The organism is Pseudonocardia sp. ICBG601 (assembly GCF_020496245.1).
This window is the reverse complement of the sequence record NZ_JAHLJA010000168.1, coordinates 44327-60372: the sequence shown is the minus strand read 5'-3', so window position 1 is coordinate 60372 and position 16046 is coordinate 44327. Positions and strand designations below refer to the sequence as shown.

Sequence of the window (16046 nt, the reverse complement as noted above, 5' to 3'; positions counted from 1 at the left end):
TCGGTCTCAGCTGCGGCGGGACAGTCGCTCGGTGGCCCTGCTGGCCCCGGACCGCAGCCGGTCCAGGCCCTCGGCGATGCGGCGGGTGAACAGCCCGCGCTGCAGCAGGTCGTGGGTGACGCGCAGCTCGTAGGCGGTCGCCGCGACGTGGTCCATGTGCCCGGCGCGCAGCGCGACCTCCTTGAGGACCGTGGTCAGCTCGGCACCGTTCTCGGCGATCTGCTTCGCCAGCGTCAGCGCCGAGGAGCGCAGCGTCCCGACCGGGACGACCTCGTCGACGAGCCCGCAGCGCAGGGCCTCGTGGGCGTCGATCGGGTCGCCGGTGAAGAACATCCGGCGGGCCCGCTGGGTGTTCGTCTTGCGCAGGATCGCGTGGTAGAAGCCGTTCATCGCGTACTTGACCTGGGTCGAGCCGAACGCGGCGTTCTCCGAGGCGATCGTGATGTCGCACATGTTGGCCAGGTCCATGCCGTAGCCGGGGGCGACGCCGGCGACGGCGGCCACGGTCGGCTTGCGGTAGTCGTAGATCGCGACCATGAGCCTGTAGGCGAGGTCGGTGAACCGGGTGCGGGCGTCCCCGCTGGTGTCCTGCAGCACGTCCAGCGCCCAGCCGGCGCAGAAGATGTCCTCGTCGCCGATCATCAGGACGCAGGCGACCTCGTCGTCCTCGGCCCACTCGGCGAGCGCCGCCACGATCTCCTCGTGCAGCTCCCAGCCCAGCGCGTTGCGCTTCTCGGGGTGGTTCAGCTGCAGGATGCCGACGCCGTCCTCGACGGAGGTCAGCAGGTAGCGGTACTCGGTCACGGGGGTTCCTCTCGGGGTGGGGGTGTGGGATCAGTGGCAGGACTCGGAGCCGGCGCGCAGCGCGGTCGTCCCGCGGAACGGGTCGCACGCGGCGGCGAGCGAGTCCGCGGTCGTGGTCGGACGGTCGGACGGGCGGCCCACCAGGTCGGTGATCCCGCCCCAGTGCGCGGCGACGTCGGCGACGGCCGGTGGCGGCCCGTCGGGGCGGGTGAAGCGCACCCCCTCGGAGCGCTCCCAGCGCAGCACCGAGGCCCAGCCGCCGCCGGTCTCGACGACCTCGCCGGTCAGCGGGCAGGAGGGCAGGGCGAGCGCGACGACGACCGGGGCCACGTCGGCCGCCCGCAGTGCCTGCGCCGGTCGGTCGCGGAACACCTCGGCGGTCATGGAGGTCAGCGCCATCGGCGCGACGGCGTTGACCCGGATCCCGTGCCGCGAGCCCTCCGCGGCCAGGGTGCGGGCGAGCCCGACCACGCCGGCCTTCGCCGCCGCGTAGGCGGCCTGGCCGGGGTTGCCGTGCAGCCCCGCGCCGGAAGTGGTGAGCACGATGGCGCCGCCGCGCTCGCGCAGGTGCGGCCAGGCCGCCGAGCAGGCGGTCCAGCTGCCGCGCAGGTGCACGTCGACGACCTCGTCGAAGTCGTCGTCGGTCAGCCGGGACACCCCGCGGTCGCGCAGCCCGCCCGCGTTGACCACGAGCACGTCGAGCCGGCCGAGCGCCGCGACGCAGTCCCCGACCAGGGCACGGCCGTCGCGCGCGTCCCCGACGACCGGGTGCGCGCGCCCGCCCGCGTCCCGGATCCGGTCGGCGACGGCACCCGCGGCCCGCGCTGTGCGCGCGTGCACGGCGACCGTCGCCCCGGCCACGGCCAGTGCGGTCGCGTACTCCGCGCCCAGCCCGCGTCCGGCGCCGGTGACCAGTGCGACGGTCCCGGCCTCGAACACCGCGGTCACGCCCGGGCCGGCCGGTGGGCGTGCCACAGCTCGAGGTCGGTGAGCCCGGCGAGCGCGTGCTTCTGGATCTTCCCGCTGGCGGTGGCCGGGATCTCGGCGACGACGTGCCACTCGACGGGCGTCTTCGCGCGGGCGAGCTTCTGGGCGGCCAGGTGCTCCAGCAACGGGCCGACGCCGGCGGCGCGGGCGTCGTCGTCGAGGACCACCCAGGCACCGACGGCCTCCCCGAGGCGCTCGTCGGGCACCGCGGTGACCGCGACCCGCCGCACACCCGGGGCGGAGGCGACCGCGAGCTCGATGTCCATCGTGGAGAACTTCTCGCCGCCGCGGTTGACGATGTCCTTGGTGCGGCCGGCGATCTGGACCCAGCCCTCGTCGTCGACGCGGCCGACGTCGCCGGGGAGGAACCAGCCGTCGGCGTCGATCTGCTCGGCTGTGACGACCGGGTCGGTGTAGCGGTCGAGCAGCTGCGGCCCGCGGATCCGCAGCCGGCCCACGGTGCCGGGCGGGACGAGCGCGCCGTCGTCGTCGACGACGGTCATCTCCATGCCGCGCAGCAGCCTGCCGTCCCAGGCGCGACGGCGCTCCAGGGAGTCCGAGGCCGCCGCGATCGCGAGCACCCCGGCGGTCTCGGTCATGCCGTAGGCGCGCACCACCCGCACACCCACCTCCGCGGCACGATCGACGACCTCGGGCGCGATGGCCGCCCCGGCACAGGCGTAGGTGTCGAGGCGGTGGCCCTCCGGACGGTCCCGGTAGCGCTCGACGAGGTCGGTCACGAACACCGTGGCCCCCATCATGAGGGTGACCCGCTCGGTCTCGATCAGCTCGACGGCGTCGTCGGGCCGCCAGCCCGCCATCACCACCGAGCGCCCGCCCAGGAACGCGGGGAACACGACGGCGGCGACGAACCCGCCCAGGTGCGACAGCGGTGTCGCGGCCAGGGTGACGGTGTCCTCCCCGGCGCCGAGCGCGTCGCGGAAGTTGACCAGGTGCGCGACGACCGCCCGGTGCGACAGCAGCGCGCCCTTCGGCGCGGCGGTCGTCCCGGAGGTGTAGAGCAGCAGCGCGGGCTCGGCGGGGTCGGCGGACGCCGGCAGCGCGCTGTCGTCCGCGGCCTCCGGCCCCGGGACGGCGGTCCAGCCGGGGCGCTCGCCCCCGACGAGGTAGCGCACCGCCGGGGTGACACCGGCCTCGTCGACCAGCGCGTCGAGCTCGGCGGACGGGTCGCGGTCGCCGAGGGCGTCGACCGTGCAGACCGCCGCGGGCCGGCAGTCCGCGACGATCTGACGCATCTCGTGCTCCCGGTAGATCGGGATCACCGGGACGTCCACCGCGCCCGCCCGGAACGCCGCGACCTGCACGGCCAGCGCCTCCAGCCGGTTCGGCAGCTGGACCAGGACCCGGTCGCCGGGGCGGACCCCGCGGCGCACCAGGTCCTGGGCCACCGCCCGGGTCCAGCGCTCGAAGGCGCCGTAGGTGACCCGGGTGCCCTCGAAGGAGAACAGCTCGCACTCGGGGTGGCGGGCCGCGGCCTCCGGCACGAGATCGGCCAGTGACGTCGGCGTCCACAGGCCCGACGCGCGGTAGCCGGCGTACCGGTACGCGCGCGCCGGGTCGGTCCCCCCGGCGGTCACGGACGGTGCGGTCACGGACGGGGCGGCAGTCGTCATCGACGTGCTCCTCGGACTCGATCGGGCCACGGCGGCCCACCCTATCTAGTGAACCGTCACTATCCACTGCGCCGAACGGACGCTCAGCGCGTGCGGATCCGGCTGAACGCCTCGTTGATCCGCTCCAGCACGTCGGGGTGGCGGATGACCTCGCGGTAGGCGGAGGTCTCGAAGGACAGCGCGCTGATCGGGTCCATCGCCGGGGAGCGCAGCGCCAGCTCCTTGTTGATCTTCGCCGACTTCGTGGTGGTCTCCGCGATCGACCGACCCAGCGCGGTCGCGGCCTCGACGACACCGCCGGTCGGCACGAGCCGGTCGAGCAGGCCGATGCGCAGCGCCTCCGCGGCGTCGATCCGGTCGCCGGAGAAGGTCAGGAGCTTGGCCTGGCTGAGTCCCACGATCTTCCACAGCGGCGAGAAGTACGGGGTGAGCCCGAACTTGATCTGCGGGAACCCGAACACGGCGTTCTCCGCGCCGATCCGGATGTCGCAGAACACCGCGATGTCGCAGCCGCCGCCCAGGGTCGGTCCGGCGCACGCGGCGATGGTGGGCTTGCCGTAGTCGAGCAGGGCGCCGTAGACCCGCAGGCACATGTCCGAGTACACCTCGCGGGAGTCCTCGGTGAACGCCGACTGCAGGTCGAGGTCGAGGCCCGCGGAGAACGCCTCCTCGCCACCGGTGAGCACGACCGCGGCGACCTCGTCGTCGCTCCGCCAGGCGTCGAGCTGGTCGCCGAGCGCTTCGAACAGCTCCAGGCTGAGCGCGTTGCGGCGGTGCATCCGGTTGAAGGTGATCGTGCCGACGCCGTCTGCGACGGTGGTGCGGACGGCCTCGTCATCGGCCATGGTGACTCCTCGGTCTGGGGTGGTGCGGGGGGACGGGCGGGTCAGCCGGCGTTCGCCGGGCTGCGGTGCAGCAGCGACAGCAGGTAGGCGCCGCCGATCCGGCCCTCGCGGGCGGGCAGCACGCCGAGCTGGCGCATCATCTCGGTGATCTCGTACTGCGCCAGGTAGGACGACAGCAGTCCGTCGGCGAACTCCAGGAAGATGTCGCAGCCGTAGGTGCTGAAGGTGGCGTCGGGGGCGAGCTTCGCCGGGCCGTGGCCGTACTGGCGGAACAGGCACAGCGCGCGGCCGTCGCCGGGGGAGGTGAAGGTCTGCACGTCGTCGAACGCGACGTCGGGCATGACCTCCCAGATCCGCTCCACGTAGGTGCGCACGCCCTCGCGGCCCTCGATCACCCCGGTCCAGAAGACCGTGTCCTCCCATCGGACGTCGGGGTGCAGCAGCGCGAGCACCTGCTCGGTGTCGTGGGAGTTCCAGGCCGCCAGCCACCGCGTGCTGAAGTCGCGCAGGAACGTCTCGGTCAGGGGCGCGGGCACGGCGGCTCCTCCTCGATGACGGCCCGCTCCGGCGCGGACCTCGCCGCCGTAGCCTAGCCATGATTAACTTAGAGAGCAACGAGGGAGAGGTCACGATGACCGGCGAGCAGTCCTGCAGTCTCGACACGGCGGGCACGCCCGAGCAGCGCCTCGGCGTGCTCGGGTGCACCGTCGTGCCTGGTGAGAGGCGGTGCTCCGCGCTCACCGGGGGCTGGTCGGACGGCGCGGGGCGGACGTGGACGGGGCCGCTGGCGGTGCTGGCGGACCATGTCCTGGGCGAGGTCGCCAACCGGCCGCAGGCGCCGGGGTTCCAGCCGGTGACCACGGCACTGTCGCTCGACGTGCTCGTCCCGCCGCCGTGGCCGGGGGACCGGCTGCACGCCCGGGCCGCGCGCACCGCGGGCGAGGTGCTCCGCGACCACGTCACCGCCTCCGTGCGCGACCCGGACGGCCGGCTCGTCGCGGTGGCGTCGGCCTGGACCGCGGACGTCCCCGCACCCGGCACGACCCCGCTCGCCGCGGGGCCCGCGGTCGGCGCCCGGCCGGAGCAGGGCGGGATCGGCGAGCTGCTCACCGACCTCACCGAGGTGGGGTCCGGCCCGGACGAGGCGGTGCTGGAGCTCGACGCGACGGGGTGGACCAACCAGAACGGCACCGTTCACGGCGGGGTCTGGGCCTGCGCGGCGGAGCTGGCCGCGACCCGCCTGACCGGATCGGCCCCGCACGCGGTGAACCGCCTGCAGCTCGCGTTCCTGCGGCCCGGCCGGGGCCGGGTGCGCCTGACGGCCACGGCCCTGCACCGGGGCCGGACCTCCGGGCTGGTGGAGGTCAGGGGACGCGACGCGACGGGCCGGGTCTGCGTGCACGCGATGGTCGGCTCGCGTGCCGACCACGCCGCTCCCGGGGCGGTCGCGACGCTCAGTCCGGCCGGCCGGAATGCGCCTCCACCAGCGCGATGAAGCGGGCGAGCACCCGGTCCAGACCCTCGACGTCCACGGGGCGGTGCCGTAGCTGGGCGCCGACCACCGCGGACAGGCACAGCTCGGCGAGCTCGTCGGCGGCGTCGGGTGCACCCGCGGCGGCGACCGCCCGCCGGGTCACCTCGAGCCGTCGTGCGTCGACCGCGCGCTGTGCCTCCGCGACGGCCGGGTCGGTCGTGGCCCACACCCGGATCGCCGCCTCCGCGTCGTGCGGGACGGTGCGCGAGAGCCGGCGCAGCAGCTCCAGCCGCTCGTGCGGGTCGTGGGGCCCGGCCGCCTCACGGGCGATCGCCTCGGTCGACCCGCGCCAGTGCTCCAGGAACCGCTCGACGAAGTCGGGCCAGTTGCGGAACCAGTTGTAGAACGACCCGCTGGAGACGCCGAGCCCGCGGTGCAGGGCGGTCATCGTCAGCTCGTGGGCCCCCGATCCGGACAGGATCGCGATCGCGGCCGCGTAGTAGTCCTCGCGTCCGACGTACTGCGGCACGGTCGGTCCCTCCGGGTCGGGTCGGGGCTGGTCGGGGCCGGTCGGATCGGTGCCGGGACGGCACCACCGCATCATCGCAGCCGTCGACATCTTCCTGCATAGAGGCCTCTATGTTAACTTGCGCTAGGCCGTGGTCGGGTCGGGAACCCGGCCGTCGATCGGCACCGACATGTCAAAGGAGACGTCATGGGTGGTTTCCGTTCCGCGGACGAGGTCCACGAGTTCCTCGGCGGGATCTTCGCCGAGGCGATGGAGGACGAGACGATCGGGCCGAAGCTCGCCGCGACCGGCATGAGCCTGCGCATGGACTACACCGACCCCGACACCACGGTGCGGGTCGACTTCGCGACCAAGCAGATCACCACCGGGGCCGAGGCCGCCGCGGCGGACTCCGACGCGACCCTGTCGATGGCCGCCGACACCGCCAACCAGTACTGGCAGGGCAAGGTCAGCCTGCCGCTGGCGATGGCCCGCGGGAAGATCACGGTCGGTGGTTCGGCGGCGCAGCTGCTCAAGCTCTCGCCGATCGCGAAGGCCCTCTACCCGCGCTACACCGCGATGCTGGCCGACCGCGGTCGTTCCGACCTCGTCGTGAGCTGATCGCGATGACCGGATCCCTCACCGCATCGCGCCCGTTCTCCGCGCTCGACGTCTCCTCCCGGGAGTTCTGGCGCCTGGACCCCGTCGAGCGGGAGAAGACCTTCGGCCGGCTGCGCGCCGAGGAGCCGGTGTCCTGGCAGCGCCCCCTGTACAGCCCGCTGATGGACGGTGACGACGGCTCGCCCGGCTACTGGGCCGTCGTGCGTGCCGAGGACATCGCCACCGTCAGCCGTCGCGCCGAGATCTTCTCCTCCTCCGCGGGCGGGGTCCTCGCCGAGGACTTCCCGGAGGAGGTGCTGGAGATGGCCTCCTCCATCCTGACCATGGACGACCCGCGGCACCGCGACGTCCGCAAGCTGGTCAGCTCGGTGTTCACGCCGAAGCGGGTGAAGCTGATCGAGCAGCAGATCGCCCGGCAGGCCCGGGAGATCGTCGGCGCGATCCGCGACCGCGGTGAGGCCGAGTTCGTCTCCTCGGTGTCCGCCCGGCTCCCGATGTGGACGATCTCGGAGATGATCGGGATCCCGCCCGAGCGTCGCGAGGAGGTCGCCGACGCGGCCGAGTCGATGGTCGCCTGGGGCGACGACGGGGACGGCGTCGGCGGCGACGCGGCGGCCAAGATGCTCAACGCCATCGTCGTCCTGCACGGCGCCTGCCAGGACGTGATCGACGCGCGTCGCGAGCAGCCGGAGAACGACCTGATCTCCGCGCTGGCCGCCGCCGAGGTCGACGGGGAGCGGCTCACCGACGACGAGATCCGGTCGTTCTTCGTGCTGCTCTGCGTGGCCGGGAACGACACGACCAAGCAGACCACCACCCACACGCTGCGCGCGCTGACCGACCATCCGGAGCAGCGCGAGTGGCTGTTCGCCGACTACGAGGCCCGCATCGGCACCGCCGTGGAGGAGTTCGTCCGGTGGGCGAGCCCGGTCATGAGCTTCCGGCGGACCGCGCTGGAGCGGTTCGAGCTGAACGGCGTCGTGATCGAGCCCGGCGACAAGGTCACGATGTTCTACAGCTCCGGCAACCGCGACGAGGCGGTCCTCGATCGGCCCGACGAGTTCGACCTGTCCCGCACGCCGAACCCGCACGTCGCCTTCGGGGGCGGGGGGCCGCACTTCTGCCTCGGTTCGCACCTGGCGAAGATGCAGCTGCGGTGGATCTTCCACGAGCTGTACACCCAGCTGCCCGACATCCGGGCGGTCGGTGAGCCGGAGCGCCTGGTCAGCACGTTCATCAACGGCGTGCGTCGGCAGCGGTGCGCGTTCACCCCCGCCTGACCGGCACGCGGGGCCGGTCAGGCGCCGGAGCGGAGCACGGCCAGCGCGGCCGCCGTGACCTCCGCCCGCTCCGCCGGCCGGTCCCGCGTGGAGGTGAGCCGGGTCAGGTCGCTGATCAGCGACAGCGCGGCCCGCACGCGCAGCCGCGCGGTCGGCTCGTCGAGGTCGAGGAAGTACGCGAGCAGCGACCGCGTCCAGTCGCGCAGCTCGGTCCGGATGGCGTCCGCGGTCCGGCGCCGCGCGTCGTCGGTGAGGTGGTTGAACTCGCTGACGTAGACCCCGAGCAACGCCCGGTTGGCCAGGCAGAAGCCGACGTAGCGGTCGATCAGCCCTGGCAGGTCGACCGACCCCGGCCGGGCCCGACGCGCGGCCTGCTCGGCCCGCAGCCGTTCCGAGCCGAGGTCGAACGCCGCGGTGAGGATGTCGGCCTTGCTGGCGAAGTGGTGCAGCAGGCTGGGCCCTGCCATGCCGACGGCCGCGCCGATCTCGTCCAGGCTCACCCCGACGTAGCCGCGCTCGTGGAACAGCGCGACCGCGCGGTCCACGATCTCCCGCGGCCGCGACGACGGCCCGTCCTCCGACGCGACCGGGCCGTCCGGTCCGGCCGCGGGTCCGGCCGGTGGGTCGGACCGCAGGCAGGCCAGCGCCGCCGCGGCCAGGACGGTGCGGACCCGCTCGTCGTCCAGGCCGATGTGGGTGACCGACGGGGTGGCCAGCACGCCGAGCGCGCCGGTCACGAGCACCCCCGCCGCGCGCTCGGTGAGCTCGGGACGCTCGCGCCGCAGCCGGCGCGACAGCAGCTCGAGCCGCCCGCGCAGCCGTTCGCGGATCTCCTCGCGGGCCTGCGGGGAGAGGAAGCGGACCTCCCGTTGCAGCAGCGTCCACAGGTCGGGACGGTCCAGTGCGACGCGGGTCAGCGCAGTGACCAGCTCCTCCAGCGGGCTGTCGAGGTGCCGGTCCAGGGCCGCGGCGACCTCGTCGAGCCCGGCCGCGATCCCGGCGGCGAGCAGGGCCTGCTTGTTGGGGAAGTGCCGGTAGACCGCAGGCCCGGTCAACCCCACGTCGGCGGCGACGTCGCCGAGGGAGACCTGGTGGTAGCCGACCAGGTGGAACCGTGCCGCGGCGGTGCGTGCCAGCTGGTCGCGCCGCTCGGCGGCCCTCATCCGTCGCCGCGGTCCCGGCTGCGACTGCGGTGCGGCCACGTCCCACTCCTTCTCCGGTCGGGTCGACTGTAGAAGACCCGCGGCCGCCCGACCGTTGCCGGTGGGGAGCTTTCCGCCCTATTTTATCGACATTAAATTCCGTCGTCGCCGACGACCACACCGACGTGGAGGACCCGTGACCCACCCCGGCGCCCATGCCGCCCAGCACCCGGACAAGATCGCCGCGCTCCTCGCGGAGACGGGGGAGCAGGTGACCTACGCCGAGCTGGAGGAGCGCTCGGTCCGGCTCGCGAACGTGCTGCGCGAGGCCGGCCTGCGTCGCGGTGACGTCGTCGCGCTCCTGAGCGAGAACAACCTGCGTGTCTTCGAGGTCTACTGGGCCGCGATGCGCTCCGGGCTCTACATCACCGCGATCAACCACAACCTCGTCGCCGAGGAGGTCGGCTACATCGTCGAGGACTCCGGGGCGTCGGCGCTCATCGTCTCCGCGGGCAAGGCCGACGTCGCGAAGGCGGTGCTCGCCACCGGTGTCTCGCCCGGCCTGGGGCTGTCCTACGACGTCGTCGTGGACGGCTTCTCCTCCTACGAGGACGCCCTGGCCGCCGCCTCCGACGTCGCGCCCGACGACCAGCCGCACGGCGCCCCGATGCTCTACTCCTCGGGCGCGACCGGCCGGCCGAAGGGGGTGCGGCCGCCGCTGCCGCCCGTCCAGTTCACCGAGCTGGGCGATCCGCTGGTCGGACTGATCAGCAAGGCCTTCGGCGTCGGCCCGGAGACGGTCTACCTCACCCCGGCCCCGATCTACCACGCCGCGCCGCTGCGCTGGTGCGGCGCCGTGCAGGCGCACGGCGGCACCGTGGTCATGATGCGCCGCTTCGACGCCGTCGGGGCACTGGAGGCGATCGGCACCCACCGGGTGACCCACGCCCAGTTCGTGCCGACGATGTTCGTCCGGATGCTGCAGCTCCCGCAGGAGCAGCGCGACGCGGCCGACATCTCGTCGCTGGGGGTCGCGGTGCACGCCGCCGCCCCGTGCCCGGTCGAGGTCAAGCAGGCGATGATCGACTGGTGGGGCCCGATCCTGGTCGAGTACTACGGCGCGACCGAGGGCAACGGTCTCACCATGACCGACAGCGCCACCTGGCAGACCAAGCCCGGCACCGTCGGCCGCCCGATCCTGGGCGTGCTGCACATCTGCGACGACGATGGCACCGAGCTGCCGGTCGGGGAGACCGGCGCGGTCTACATCGAGCGCGACATCGTGCCGTTCGAGTACCACAACGACCCGGAGAAGACCCGGGCCGCGCAGCACCCCGAGCACGAGACGTGGACGACGCTGGGCGACATCGGCCACCTCGACGAGGACGGCTTCCTGTACCTCACCGACCGCAAGTCCTTCATGATCATCTCCGGCGGGGTCAACATCTACCCGCAGGAGACCGAGAACGTCCTGGCGCTGCACCCCGCCGTGCACGACGTCGCCGTCATCGGCCTGCCGGACCCGGAGATGGGGGAGCGGGTCACCGCGTTCGTCCAGCCGCGGGCCGGCGTCGCGACCGGGCCCGAGCTGGGGCAGGAGATCATCGACTTCGTGAAGTCGCGCATCGCGGGCTACAAGGCTCCGCGCGAGGTCCGCTTCGTCGACGATCTGCCCCGCACCGAGACCGGCAAGCTGGTCAAGGGCGAGCTGAAGAAGCGCTACGCCTGACCGCGCGCCCCCCGGTGCCGTGGCGTCCCGCGTCGTGGCACCGGGAGGGAGGTCACGGCCGCAGCGCGTGCAGCACCATCGACTGGGCGACCGTGATCGTCCGGTCGATGTCGCCCCGCTGCGGGTCCCACCACTCGACCGCCCAGTTCAGCGAGCCTATGACGAGCATGCGGCCGATGGACGGTTCCACGTCGTGCCGCAGCTGCCCGGCGGAGCGCAGGTCCTCGACCAGTCCGCGCCAGATGTCGTGGAACTCCCCGATGTGCACGCGGGCACGGGCCGACAGGTGCTCGGGCAGCTGGTTGGCGTTGCGGACGACCGCCCTGGCGTAGTCGGACAGCTGCAGCTCGTGCCGGAGCTGCGCCTCGACCGCCGCGGCGATCCGCTCGGCGGGTGGGGTGTCCGGCGGCAGTGCCTCGAGGACCTGGGACAGGTGGTCGCGCAGCGAGATCGCGCCCGTCGCGACGACGTCCTCGATCAGGTCCTCACGGGACGGGTAGTAGTAGTAGATCGCCGGCGCCTGGATCTGCGCGGCCTTCGCGATGTCGGACAGCCGGGTCCCCGCGAAGCCCTTCTCGCTCAGGACCCGCGCCGCGGCGTCCAGCAGGCGGGCACGGGTGCGGGCCGACTTGGTGTCGGTCGCGTCGGTGTCGTCGGTGGCGGCTGGGGCCACCGCGTTCGTCCTGCGGGCCACCGGACCAGGATAGGCGGACCGGGGGTCACCAGCCGGACACCTGCCCGGCCGTGTCGCCGGCACGCGGGCGTCCGCGTGCCGGCGACCCCTGCTCAGGAGCGGTACCGGGAGGCGATGTCCCGCCCGATGATCTCCTTCATGATCTCGGTCGTGCCGCCGTAGATCGTCTGGATGCGACCGTCGGCGTAGGCCCGCGCGACCGGGTACTCGAGCATGAATCCGTAGCCGCCGTGCAGCTGGACGCAGCGGTCGGTGATGCGCTTCTGCAGCTCGGTCAGGTACCACTTGCCCTTCGCCGCCTCGACCGGGGTCAGCTCGCCCCGGTTGAACGCGAGCACGGCGCGGTCCACCCACGCCTCGGCGACCTCGAGCTCGGTCTCCATCTCGGCGAGGACGAACCGCGAGTTCTGGAAGTCGCCGATGGCCGTGCCGAAGGCGTGGCGCTCGAAGCAGTAGCGCGCGGTGTGCTCGTAGACCGCGCGCGCGGCGGTGACGGCCGAGGCGATCAGGCCCAGCCGCTCGTGCGGCAGGTGGCTCATCAGGTGCATGAGGCCGTGGCCCTCGGTGCCGATGAGGTTGTCCGCGGGCAGGCGCACGGCGTCGAAGAACAGCTCGCCGGTGTCCTGGCCGTGCAGGCCGACCTTCTCCAGCCGGCGCCCGCGCCGGAAACCGAGCATGTCCCGCTCGACGACGAACAGGCTGAACCCGCGCGAGCCCGCCTCGGGGTCGGTGCGGGCGGCGACGATCACGAGGTCCGCCGACAGCGCGCTGGAGATGAAGGTCTTCGAGCCGTCGAGCACCCAGTCGTCGCCGTCGCGGCGGGCCGAGGTGCGGATGCCCTGCAGGTCGCTCCCGGTCCCCGGCTCGGTCATTGCGAGCGCGCCGAGCAGCTCGCCGCGGCTGAACGGCTCCAGCCAGCGCTTCTTCTGCTCGTCGGTGGTGAGGTCGAGCAGGTAGGACAGCACCAGGTCGTCCTGCAGGCCCAGCGTCATGCCGAACGAGGTCGCGCCGACCCGGGCGACCTCCTCGTTCACCACCATCCGGTAGCGGTAGTCGGTCTCACCGGCGCCGCCGAACTCCTCGGGCACGGCGAGCGCGTAGACGCCGGCCTCGGCCGCGGTGCGGAACACCGCCGGGTCGATCCCGCCCGCGCGCTCCCAGTCCAGGTAGTGCGGCTCGACCTCGCGGGCGAGGAACTCGCGCACGGTGGCACGGTACTGCTCGTGGTCGTCGGTGTAGAGCTCGCGTCGCATCGTCTCTCCTCGATCCGGTCGGGGCGCCTCAGGACGGGGCGGTGGTGCTCGGTGTGGTGGCGCGCGGTGGGGTGGCGCTCGGTGCGGGCGTGGTCGACCTGCGCCCGGCCACCAGCGGCGGGAACATCACCACGAACCAGCCCACGAACACCGCGACCGGGACCCAGAAGCTGAACATGCCGTTCCAGGCGAGCGGGCCGGAGTGGAACAGCGGGATGAAGGTGGCCGGGACCAGCAGCAGTGCCACCCAGATGTTCACGTAGGCCACCCAGCGCGGGTAGGGCAGCCGCCCCGAACGGTCCCGCAGGATGATCGCGGCGATCAGCAGGTACTGGACCGTGAACGGCGCGACCGGCATGAACGTCATCGTGAACCCGACGTCGTGCAGCAGCTGGGAGTAGCCGCTGTCGCCGTTCTCGAGCCGGTAGGGCACCAGCGAGAGCAGCACGAAGTTCAGCGAGAAGAACACCGTGCCGAGCACACCGATGCAGGCCTGCCCGAGGTTCAGCGCGAGGTCGCCGCTGCGCCGCAGCGCCACGAAGACCGCGAGCGACGCGGGGGCGTAGAGCACCCCGCCCCAGACGCAGATCACCATCGACAGCTGCTTGAGTGTGGTGTCGGTGCCCCAGAACCGCAGCAGCTCCTCGCCGGCCAGCGACGGCGGTGGCGGCGGGAAGAACCCGGCGCTCAGCCAGCCGACGAGCACCAGCAGGATCGAGAGTGGTCCGGCCCAGCCGAGGATCCGTAGACCGCGGTCGTCGTCCATGACGATCCGGCCCCCTTCCGTGGGATGGCCCGGACCGCCGTCCGGGCATAATCTAATGTAGGTTAACCGGAAGAGACCACGCGCGCCCCCTGCTGTCAACGGCCGTGGTCCGACCCGGTCCGGACCGGCCACGAAGGAGTGGGCATGACCGAGACCAGCGCGTCGCCGTCCCCGGCGACGGCGCCGATCGCGGACCGAGGGTGGCACGTGCCCGGCGAGCCGGGACTGTGGGTCCTGGTACTGGGCGACATGACCGTGTTCGCCGTCTTCTTCGCCACCTACCTCGTGGTCCGCGGGGGCGACCCGGCCGGGTTCGACGCGGCCCAGGCCCGGCTGGACCAGGTGCCGGGCGTGGTGAACACACTGGTGCTGCTGCTCAGCTCGCTGCTCGTGGTGCGGGCGGTGCAGGCGGTGCGGACGGGTGTCGCCCACCGGGCCACGGTGCTGCTGGGCGGGGCGATCGCCTGCGGGGTCACCTTCTCGGTGATCAAGGCGTTCGAGTGGGGCGCGAAGTTCGGCGCGGGGATCACCCCGAACACCCACGAGTTCTTCATGTACTTCTTCGTGCTGACCGGGCTGCACTGGCTGCACGTGCTGGCCGGGCTGGTGGCGCTGGTGCTGATGACCGCGGCCTGCCGGCGCCCGGACCGGCTCCCCGGCCGGCTGCCGCTGATCGAGGGCGCCGCGTGCTTCTGGCACATGGTCGACCTGCTCTGGATCGTGCTGTTCCCGCTGCTCTACCTGGTGAGGTGACCCGTGTCGTCGATCGTGTCGAGCGCGCCGGCCTGGCGGGACCGGGTCGCCGTGGTGTGGCTGGTGCTGGTGGCCGTCACGACGGTGTCCTGGATCCTCGGGACCGGCCCGGCCTCGGGCACCGTGGCCTCGGTCGTGGTGCTGGTCCTGGCGTTGTTCAAGGTGCGCCTGGTCGGTCTGTACTTCATGGAGCTGCGTGACGCCCCGGTCGTGCTGCGGCTGCTGTTCGAGCTCTACTGCGTCGCCGCGTGCGCGGTGCTCGCGGGCATCGTCGCCCTGACCTGAGGGCGAGTTCGTCGCCTCCTGCGCCGGGTTCCGGATCCACCTCAAGTAAATCGTTGCTAGGCAGAAGGGCTCGTCGACGCGGCGGATGCTCCCGTCGTCGGTGACCGCGCCGCGCGGGAGCGGCTCCGTCCCGGTCCGGCGCCGCTGCCACGTCTTGGCGCCGGCCGGGCCCGGCCCGCAGCCGGGTGCCGGCCGGCAAGTCGGCCCGTTCCCGCACGTCAGACGCGGAATCGGGCCGGATGCGACCGCTCGTCGTCGGAGTGACGCCGCTCACCGTCGAGCGTGCCGCGTTCTCCCGCGTCACTCGGTCGGGTGGGGCGACGGACGGAGCGGAAAAAGACCTCCGCCCCCGTAACCTCCGTTTCTGATCCTCGTTTAGAAAATGGATGCTAGGCAGGACCGATGACGGAGGCCACTCGATGAAGAGTCCACTCACCGCGGTCCCGGTCGTCACGGCCGGGAGCACCGAGGCCGGTGTCGACCGGTGAGCGGCTCCCGGGTGCCGACCCTCGACGGGGCGGTGCGCACCGTCGGCAGCTTCACCGCTTTCGTCCTGGACGTGGCGCGGACCGTCGTGAAGCGTCCGTTCCCGTTCGGCGAGTTCCTCGCCCAGACCCGCTTCATCACCTCGGTCTCGCTCGCGCCCGCGATCATGGTGACGATCCCGTTCGTCGGCGTCGTGATCCTGCTGATCAACCAGCTGCTCGCCGAGATCGGCGCGCTGGACGTCGCGGGCGCCGTGACCGGCCTCGCCGTGCTGCGCCAGATCGGCCCCATCGCCGCGGTGCTGGTCACCGCGGGCGCGGGTGCGACGGCCATCGCCGCCGACCTCGGCGCCCGCAAGATCCGCGACGAGATCGACGCGATGAAGGTCATGGGCATCGACCCGCTGCACCGCCTGGTGCTGCCCCGGGTGCTCGCCTCCGCGCTGGTCGCGGTCTGCCTCAGCGCGATCATCACCGTCGTCGGTGAGGTCGTCGCCTACCTCGTGTCGGTCGGCCTGCAGGGCGCCTCGGCCGGCCAGTTCCTCGCGACGCTGACCCTGCTCACCGACGAGGGCGACTTCGCCGTGAGCTCGTTCAAGGCGGTCCTGTTCGGGACCCTCGCCGGGCTCGTCGCCGCCTACCGCGGCCTCAACGCCGAGGGCGGGTCGAAGGGCGTCGGACAGGCGGTCACCGAGACCGTCGTCATCTCCTTCGTCCTGCTCTTCATCATCAACGCCCTGCTCACCGCCATCGACATCCAGCTCAAGCTGGCACGGATCTGAGGAC

Annotated in this window: 17 protein-coding genes; 7 read left to right on the top strand and 10 right to left on the bottom strand. The window is 72.7% G+C overall.

Features of this window, described 5'->3' with window-relative positions:
* Nucleotides 1-6: 6 nt before the first annotated feature.
* From KPL57_RS56215 to KPL57_RS56195, 5 genes are all read right to left on the bottom strand, one after another.
* Nucleotides 7-804 carry an enoyl-CoA hydratase/isomerase family protein gene (locus KPL57_RS56215; RefSeq protein WP_226358373.1) on the bottom strand — a complete coding sequence of 266 codons (798 nt, stop codon included), beginning with the start codon at nt 802-804 and terminating at the stop codon, nt 7-9.
* A 30-nt stretch (nt 805-834) separates the two neighbouring features.
* Nucleotides 835-1779, bottom strand: coding sequence for an SDR family NAD(P)-dependent oxidoreductase (locus tag KPL57_RS56210; RefSeq protein ID WP_226358372.1), 945 nt, complete (start codon nt 1777-1779; stop codon nt 835-837).
* Nucleotides 1749-3425 (bottom strand): class I adenylate-forming enzyme family protein, encoded by a 1677-nt coding sequence (locus tag KPL57_RS56205; RefSeq protein ID WP_226358371.1) that lies wholly within the window; start codon nt 3423-3425, stop codon nt 1749-1751. The genes KPL57_RS56210 and KPL57_RS56205 overlap by 31 nt, the downstream gene beginning before the upstream one ends.
* An 83-nt stretch (nt 3426-3508) precedes the next feature.
* The gene (locus tag KPL57_RS56200; protein WP_226358370.1) at nt 3509-4270 is read right to left on the bottom strand and encodes an enoyl-CoA hydratase/isomerase family protein; all 762 of its coding nucleotides are present in this window, start codon (nt 4268-4270) and stop codon (nt 3509-3511) included.
* A gap of 41 nt (nt 4271-4311) precedes the next feature.
* A complete protein-coding gene (locus tag KPL57_RS56195) occupies nt 4312-4806 on the bottom strand; it encodes a nuclear transport factor 2 family protein (RefSeq protein ID WP_020628020.1) in 495 nt (164 codons plus the stop codon).
* A gap of 59 nt (nt 4807-4865) precedes the next feature.
* Between KPL57_RS56195 and KPL57_RS56190 the strand changes: the two genes are divergently transcribed.
* Nucleotides 4866-5765: a PaaI family thioesterase gene (locus KPL57_RS56190; RefSeq protein ID WP_226358369.1), complete on the top strand. Its 900-nt coding sequence runs from the start codon at nt 4866-4868 to the stop codon at nt 5763-5765.
* Here KPL57_RS56190 and KPL57_RS56185 read toward each other — a convergent pair.
* Entirely contained in the window at nt 5725-6273 is a 549-nt protein-coding gene (locus KPL57_RS56185; protein ID WP_226358368.1) for a TetR/AcrR family transcriptional regulator, read from the bottom strand. The genes KPL57_RS56190 and KPL57_RS56185 overlap by 41 nt on opposite strands.
* A 186-nt stretch (nt 6274-6459) precedes the next feature.
* Here KPL57_RS56185 and KPL57_RS56180 point away from each other — a divergent pair, with 186 nt between their 5' ends.
* Nucleotides 6460-6873, top strand: coding sequence for an SCP2 sterol-binding domain-containing protein (locus KPL57_RS56180; protein WP_226358367.1), 414 nt, complete (start codon nt 6460-6462; stop codon nt 6871-6873).
* 5 nt (nt 6874-6878) lie between these two features.
* On the top strand, nt 6879-8153 hold the full coding sequence (locus tag KPL57_RS56175) for a cytochrome P450 (protein ID WP_226358366.1): 1275 nt from the start codon (nt 6879-6881) through the stop codon (nt 8151-8153).
* 17 nt (nt 8154-8170) lie between these two features.
* Here the strand turns inward: KPL57_RS56175 and KPL57_RS56170 are convergent, their stop codons facing one another.
* Nucleotides 8171-9355: a TetR/AcrR family transcriptional regulator gene (locus KPL57_RS56170; protein WP_226358365.1), complete on the bottom strand. Its 1185-nt coding sequence runs from the start codon at nt 9353-9355 to the stop codon at nt 8171-8173.
* Nucleotides 9356-9491: 136 nt separating this feature from the next.
* On the opposite strand from KPL57_RS56170, the gene KPL57_RS56165 reads away from it, so the two are divergent.
* Nucleotides 9492-11024 carry an acyl-CoA synthetase gene (locus KPL57_RS56165; protein ID WP_226358364.1) on the top strand — a complete coding sequence of 511 codons (1533 nt, stop codon included), beginning with the start codon at nt 9492-9494 and terminating at the stop codon, nt 11022-11024.
* Nucleotides 11025-11076: 52 nt separating this feature from the next.
* On the opposite strand, the gene KPL57_RS56160 is transcribed toward KPL57_RS56165, so the two are convergent.
* From KPL57_RS56160 to KPL57_RS56150, 3 genes are all read right to left on the bottom strand, one after another.
* The gene (locus tag KPL57_RS56160) at nt 11077-11718 is read right to left on the bottom strand and encodes a TetR/AcrR family transcriptional regulator (protein WP_226358363.1); all 642 of its coding nucleotides are present in this window, start codon (nt 11716-11718) and stop codon (nt 11077-11079) included.
* 92 nt (nt 11719-11810) lie between these two features.
* Nucleotides 11811-12971: an acyl-CoA dehydrogenase family protein gene (locus tag KPL57_RS56155; protein WP_075310969.1), complete on the bottom strand. Its 1161-nt coding sequence runs from the start codon at nt 12969-12971 to the stop codon at nt 11811-11813.
* A gap of 28 nt (nt 12972-12999) precedes the next feature.
* Nucleotides 13000-13737, bottom strand: coding sequence for a hypothetical protein (locus tag KPL57_RS56150; RefSeq protein ID WP_226358362.1), 738 nt, complete (start codon nt 13735-13737; stop codon nt 13000-13002).
* A gap of 144 nt (nt 13738-13881) precedes the next feature.
* Here KPL57_RS56150 and KPL57_RS56145 point away from each other — a divergent pair, with 144 nt between their 5' ends.
* The 3 genes from KPL57_RS56145 (at nt 13882) to KPL57_RS56135 (ending at nt 16042) form a co-directional block, all read left to right on the top strand.
* Nucleotides 13882-14490 carry a cytochrome c oxidase subunit 3 gene (locus KPL57_RS56145; protein WP_226358361.1) on the top strand — a complete coding sequence of 203 codons (609 nt, stop codon included), beginning with the start codon at nt 13882-13884 and terminating at the stop codon, nt 14488-14490.
* Between the two features lie 3 nt (nt 14491-14493).
* The gene (locus tag KPL57_RS56140; RefSeq protein ID WP_226358360.1) at nt 14494-14775 is read left to right on the top strand and encodes a cytochrome C oxidase subunit IV family protein; all 282 of its coding nucleotides are present in this window, start codon (nt 14494-14496) and stop codon (nt 14773-14775) included.
* Between the two features lie 484 nt (nt 14776-15259).
* Nucleotides 15260-16042, top strand: coding sequence for an ABC transporter permease (locus KPL57_RS56135; RefSeq protein WP_198932213.1), 783 nt, complete (start codon nt 15260-15262; stop codon nt 16040-16042).
* Nucleotides 16043-16046: the final 4 nt, after the last annotated feature.